We start from the raw sequence: 6815 nt of genomic DNA on the forward strand, positions 1-6815 counted from the left end.
CAGAAGATTCCATGCACATTTTTGTCACATAAAAGAAAACGACTCTAAATTATGCACATTTTTGTCATATAAGCCAAAATACTCTATTTGGCAGATATTCCTTCTTTCCAACCTTTTATCTTCATCTGCTTAAAGTCAAAGACTATAGTTTGTCCTATTGATTGGAAGAAAGTCAAGCCTAATAGAACATCATAGCTAGTTGTTGTTTCTGGTACAATGTCTATTTTTTCCTTTGTATCTATTGGCCTACCATTAATAGTTAATGAAGGTGACTTTAATATTAAATTCGGAATAGAAACAGCATTACCATCAGTTGTTACATACATGCTCTTATTCCAATTTTCCGATGGAAACTGGTGCTTCTTATAGAACTTGTCACACATCTTAATATAAACAACATCACCTGTACTTATCTTTCCAATAGCTGTTTTTTTACTTATCGTAATTGGCATAAACAAATAAGGATAATCGACATATGCAAAATACATTTTTTCTTCTACATCTGCATTTGGAAGACTATCTACAGGAAAACTAATCTCCTGCCGTTTCCAGTCTATCGCTATCGTTTCTAACTGCCTGATAATAGGAAGTCCTATCTTTGGTTTATTTGCTTCAGCATAAATCTCCTTTATTCTTTTTGCCTCTTTCTTTGACAACTTATGCTTATCAATGCCTTTTGTAGGGGTGGCAACCTTCGAAACTAACGCAGGTACATTCTTAAATAGAATACTGCCAATACGAATAGAATCTAAGTAAACAACAGGGAAACCTGCTACACTATCCGCACCCACCACCAATCCCAATTGCTTAGCAACCTGATGCGTAATTATCATTGGATAAGGTGTCGCAGTCATCCATAAGCCTTCTAAAGATTTGTCGTTGACTTTAATCGGTGTCTTGAGAAGTGGCACTGCAGTAAACTTGATGGTTTGGCTTTTACCTTTGCGAATTGCATGTACTGGCGGTAATAAGTTCCGCTCTCTTAGGCGTTGTTCTCCGCTTGAGATTAGCTTTTCAACCGATTTATTATATTCCGCATCATTATAATAAGCCTTTTGGGAAAGATAATATTCTCGTTTCAGCCATTCTACATGCGATGCAGCCTTATCATGCATTCCTTCTGCCTTACAGAGGTTTAGGAGTTCACGAGAAAGATACAACACATCAGCACCATATGCCATCCAGTTATACCTTAAATTTTCATCTATCAAGCTGATTGCCAAACGATTTTGATTTTGGGCGATTGCTGCCAGTATTTGCTTATGAAGTTTGATAAAAGGTGAAACTGAATCTGTGTCAGTGAACAGCTGACACGCTTCCAAAAATCTTCCCTCAGTGATGAGCCCACCATATCGTTCCATTTTAGATTGATAGCTTTGTGCCATCGTGGAAATTGTACATAAAGCCAACAACCCTAATGTTAGTAAGCTAAATTTCTTCATACTCTTTATTTATAACTTATTTAAATTCCACTCGAAAACTTTTATTCTTTAGTGCAAGTGAATAGCATCACTTTTTCTCCAGATCTTTAATTTCATCTCTTTAAAATCTAACACCATTACTTCTCCCAAGGATTTGAAAAAAGGGTATCCCAATTGTACATCCCAGGATTTCATATCTTGGTCTTCATCTCTATAGCCTATTACTTTTAATCTTTCCTTAGGCAACAGTAATTGATTGGCATAAGTTAAAGAAGGTTTTACTAAGAACACATTTGTCGTATCACTCACCCCATACAAAGTAAGGCTATAGGAATGAGCATTTACATCTTTTATTGTAGAAAACCGCGTGGGATAAGCGTTTACCAAATTTTTATGCATATCTGCAAAGGTTGTACTGCCTATGTCAATCATTGCTAATGCCCTTACAGAATTTATGGAAAATGGTGTTATCAACTTTGAATACTTGACACCGGTAACAAACATTTGTTCTTGCAAGGTAGGGGCCGGTAACGTCTTCTTGGGAAAGAAGAAGCAATTATTTTTCCAGTCTATCCCTAGCTTCTCCAAATGCTTAATGACTGGCAACCCTATTATGGGAATATTCGAGGCCTCATACACCATTAAAGCATCATGAAGTTCTTTTTCAGATGCACGACGGTCATACAAGGCTGGAATAGGATTTACCATATCATGAATAAAAGCCGGAACATTGTAAAGGGTGAAATTGCCAATCATTAGAGAATCTACAATAATAAGCGGATCCTGTGCGTCCTTAGAATTAACGCTCTTATTTCTGTAATCAAGACCTAAGGCATCTGCATATCTATGAGGTATTAGCAAAGCGCCCTCTGACCCAGTATCCCATAAAAACATTTCCGAAGTCTGATTGATTTTCAAACGCGTTTTAATATGACTGTCAAGGATGAACTTTATTGGCTTAGGCTCACCCTTGCATACGATGCGCATTTGTGGTATCTTACGATTTTCTTCTAAGAACTTATATGTTTCTTCGATACATTTGCTAACCGCGTTATTAAGTGTTAGGTTCTGATAATATTGTAGTTGAGCAGGTGCATAGGTATTCTTCAGCCAATCATACTGACATTCTGCATCATCATACCTCCTTTCAGCAACATACAAATTCATCAAAAGGTTTGAAAACGACAGTGCTTCATCACCATACAATCTCCAATTAGTCCTAAGGTTTTTACACAACAGATCAATTGCCAAATCATAGCGATTCTTACCTACCTCTGTAAAAGCTTGAATTGCTAACTTGACGGAAGGGGCCACTGAATCCGTTGGGGCATATATTTGCCCCAACTCTGAAAATCGGCCAGAATTTAAAGCATCGAAAAATCGACTTAATTGTGCTTGTTTTTGCAATTGTGCGAGGCTCGGTCGAGATAATGCAAGAGTGGTCAATAAAATAAATAGGCGTAAATATTTCATATCCTAACCCGTTGGCTAAATTAATTTAAGTTGATAAACATGAATAAAAAGTTGTACATATCATTGATTTTTAGTAACTTAGTAGTATTCAAAACGTTAAGTTTAAACCATCGTATGTACAACCTTTATACAAAATTCATCAAAATACTTGAGATATGCAAGCAATTCTCTGAAAATCTCGTCAACGAATCGGGTAACGTTCCACGTCGTGGTCGTGGTCCTGTTCCTAAGTTTTCGGACTTGGAAGTGGTAGCATTATCCCTGACGGCAGAGGCAGAGAGCATTGATAGCGAGAAGTGGCTGTGCGACTATAAACTGCAAGAGTACAAGGACAGCATTCCCAATCTCATATCAAGGAGACAATTCAATGACCGTAGAAAGAAAACAGCTGGCTTGTGTGAGGAACTTCGCAAGAGGATAGCCATGGAAATGGATGGCGGAGAGGAACAGTTCTTTGTTGACTCCAAGCCAATAGAGGTCTGTAGAGTAGCAAGAGGAAAACGTTGTAAGATGGGATGTACCAGTGATTTCTCGCAAGCTCCCGACTTTGGTTTCTGTGCTTCGCAGAATACATACTATTTTGGCTATAAGTTACATGCACTTTGTGGCTTAAGCGGAGTTATCCATTCCTACGATCTGTCAAAAGTAAGTGTGGCTGACCTCCATTATATGGATGTAAAACATACTTATCACGACTGTAGCATCCTTGGCGACAAGGGGTATGTTGGAGCTGACGTACAGCTTGACCTGTTCGAGACTACACACATAAAACTGGAGTGTCCATATCGGCACAACCAAAAGGAATGGAAACCGACATTCGTACCGTTGGCAAAGGCAAGAAAGAGAATTGAAACGCTATTCTCGCAACTTACAGACCAATTCTTGGTCATCAGGAACTATGCGAAAATAACGAATGGTTTGTTTGCCAGAATCATTGGCAAAATTAGTGCACTCACCATTCTGCAATACGTAAACTTCATTAACAACAGGCCCATTGGCAGAATTAAGTATGCACTAAATTAATTCCGCCAACGGGTTACAAGTTATAAAAAGGAGTTGACCCTATTTGCGGTCAACTCCTCTTTATTTTATGAGTAAGTCATACTATCCTCGAAGATCACTGTCATTGATCCCACCAAATACGACCTTCTGTCTTATCGACATCTGCACCATATTTCGCATCACTCTTCAATGCACTGACAGCTTGATTATAATTGTCAATATTCAAATCGTTTGGAACTGGTAGAGAGTTTCTGCGTGGAATCACCAATGCAGTACCTGCAGACTTAATCGATTCAAGGAATGCCACTCCATCTTCGGGTACTGGCTGATCCTTAAATTTTGGGTAGCCTGTTCGTTTCCAAGTTGCCCACATCTCCTCTGGTTGCACAAATAAATTCACCCATTGCTGAGAAATTATCTTCTCTAACGTGACGTTCTGAAACTCTGGGCGATCAAGATAAGCTGCAATCTTCTCATCCGTGATAGGGTTATAATTGGCAGCCTTATCGTTTACTTGGGCTGTCACCCACATATTGGTAGCCCACGTTCTGAATTGTTCCATAGAAGCCTTCACGCCTTCTCTGTACCAAGCTTTGGCATCCTTACCCGCAACTGCGCTACCTTTCTTCAAGGCTATCTCTGCTAACATTAGACAAGTTTCCGAATAAGTAATAATCGGCGTAAAAGTAGACATCTTGTCCTGATTAATCATAAACTCTGTGTCTTCGATGGCACGAGCTGGCATGTTGTTGTTGCCTCGAATACCACCGTTCTTGACGAAGAAACGGCTTTCCACCTGTGAGTTCATTCTTATTTCCAAATTGGCTTCTGTACCATCCGCTTTGTGATAAGGCAAGGTCATGTATGCATTCCGCGAATACTCACTGGTAGCACTGTCTGGATTAGCTGACGCCCCTACATATCTGTCAATAAAGCCCTTGTAGGATTTCTCGTAATTAGGATATTCTTTCTTGAATGTGTCAAACCAATCATCATTTTCCTTGTTGTTGTTACCAGTGCCAAAGCCGTTACGACGAACCAAAATAGGTAATCTCGGGTCGTCATACGTCTCAAGGAATGAGACGAATGCGCGCGATGCCACATATCGACTGGTGATATCTTGAATATCATCAGTGTTATTGTTGTAATCATTGGGATGATGATAAATGCACGACTCGTCGTAAGAACCGATAACATTGCTGGGTGATGTCAACACTTCGTCAATCACGCTATTATAGAAAGCCTTGTCCGCTTTCTCCAATCGCTGTGCCATCTTTACTCGCAACGTGTTACCAAACTTAATCCACTTAGCAATGTCGCCTCCATAGAAGAAATCTGCATCCTTCAATTGCACCTGCTTATCGTTCGAAGCTTTGAGCGTAGCTACACACTCTTTTACTATGGCATCTAACTTCTTATACATCGGTGTACCGTCAATTGCTTTTTGATACAAATCGTACTTAGGAGTAGTGAGCCGTTCGGTCTGCGCCTTCAAACCTTCAGTGAGAGGTGCTGCACCATACGTGTCAAGAATCAACCATTGTTCGTAAGAGAGCAACATTTTAGCTATGGCGCCTATATCAGCAAAGCGTTCTGGTTCGTTTTGAACTGGAATAACTTGCGTAATGAGATAATCCAAACGCAAGCCAAAACCGCCGAAGTTATCACCGTTCGCCGTGTAATAATACGTGTATGCTGGGGCGAATGGTTCTGTACGACCAGTCTTATCAAGCGAGATGTACGTTCCTGCCGATGGTCCACCTGCAGAAACAATATATTGCATATAGGTCATCGTGCCACTGTATTTACCTAAAAGGTGTGCACGACTACAGTTGTTGAAGTTGAGCGTGGCTCCCATAAAAGCGTTGGCTGGGGTTGCAGTAGGCAACTTCTCTTTGTCTGTATTTAAATCTTGGAAGTCGTCTAAGCAACTGGTTATTCCAAAGGTAGCCAACAAGCTGGCGACTATCAATATATATTTTTTCATAGGATTCGGAATAATTAAAATCTTACAGTTAAATTAAACGCATAGGTACGATAGAATGGTACTGCTCCAATGTCCATGGGCTGCAACGGGTTGTTGCTGGAAATAGACATAGGGTTCAGCCCATCAGTGAGCTTATTAATGAGGTAGCATACGTTACGAGCCGTAAATCCGAGCCTTAAATAATTAGCTCCAAACTTCTTGCATATTTTCTCTGGCAAGCGATAACCTAAGGTTATCTCGCGCAGACAGAACCAGGTATTGTCCTGTATGGCCTCTGGAAACGCAGGCATACCCCATCCATAGTTCCAAGCATACCATGATCCTGTCATCACTGGCACAATGTTCTTTTGTGCAATGGCATCAGCATAAGTCATGCCTCCAACGTCTACTAAAGCTCCAGGTGTGCCGTCTGCATTTTGTACAGGAGCTTTTGCGCCTTCCTCGAATACTGCATCAAGCATCAAACCATCGTACACTGTCTCGCCCTTGTAGTTGATACGGGCGATTCCACCATGTTCCTTGTCACGTCCAACGAGTGTTGATTTCAAGTTTCCTCTTGGTACGGTATACTTCCATAGATTAGAGTAATAGTTACCACCAAAGCGACCATCGCCTTGAATGTACAAGTCAAGCTGTTTCCAAGATAACGATGTGTTGAGACTCAACGTGAAGTCGGGCTCTACCTTTCCAAGGATGTGGCGTTCTCTCTTTCCTTGATCATACAGTGTCACTGGCGAATACATTGCAACGCTATGTGGTTTCCCGTATTGCTGGTCATAGCGTATCAACATCTTGCCATTGCGTGGGTCACCGCTCGGACCTTCAAAATGTGCGACAGGAGTACTATAGGGAGAATTAAGTTACTATGTTTGCAAAGGCTAACACACGGAGACAAGTCGGATGCCGCTCTTCGGAGGCTTCGCGCCTCCGGC

5 protein-coding genes are annotated in these 6815 nt (G+C 40.7%); 1 reads left to right on the forward strand and 4 read right to left on the reverse strand.

Annotated elements, in window-relative coordinates:
• Positions 1–83: 83 nt before the first annotated feature.
• Together DEM91_RS11730 and DEM91_RS11735 are read right to left on the reverse strand one after the other, a co-directional pair.
• Positions 84–1442: a hypothetical protein gene (locus DEM91_RS11730; RefSeq protein ID WP_004381092.1), complete on the reverse strand. Its 1359-nt coding sequence runs from the start codon at positions 1440–1442 to the stop codon at positions 84–86.
• A 48-nt stretch (positions 1443–1490) separates the two neighbouring features.
• Complete coding sequence (locus tag DEM91_RS11735) at positions 1491–2894, reverse strand: retropepsin-like aspartic protease (RefSeq protein ID WP_249859037.1); 1404 nt, start codon at positions 2892–2894, stop codon at positions 1491–1493.
• A gap of 39 nt (positions 2895–2933) precedes the next feature.
• On the opposite strand from DEM91_RS11735, the gene DEM91_RS11740 reads away from it, so the two are divergent.
• Entirely contained in the window at positions 2934–3917 is a 984-nt protein-coding gene (locus tag DEM91_RS11740; protein ID WP_195252503.1) for an IS982 family transposase, read from the forward strand.
• Positions 3918–4017: 100 nt separating this feature from the next.
• Here the strand turns inward: DEM91_RS11740 and DEM91_RS11745 are convergent, their stop codons facing one another.
• Together DEM91_RS11745 and DEM91_RS11750 are read right to left on the reverse strand one after the other, a co-directional pair.
• Entirely contained in the window at positions 4018–5883 is a 1866-nt protein-coding gene (locus DEM91_RS11745; RefSeq protein WP_195252502.1) for a SusD/RagB family nutrient-binding outer membrane lipoprotein, read from the reverse strand.
• Positions 5884–5897: 14 nt separating this feature from the next.
• The gene (locus DEM91_RS11750; RefSeq protein WP_249859038.1) at positions 5898–6674 is read right to left on the reverse strand and encodes a hypothetical protein; all 777 of its coding nucleotides are present in this window, start codon (positions 6672–6674) and stop codon (positions 5898–5900) included.
• Positions 6675–6815: the final 141 nt, after the last annotated feature.

Source organism: Prevotella sp. TCVGH (assembly GCF_023522295.1).
Classification (GTDB): domain Bacteria; phylum Bacteroidota; class Bacteroidia; order Bacteroidales; family Bacteroidaceae; genus Prevotella; species Prevotella timonensis.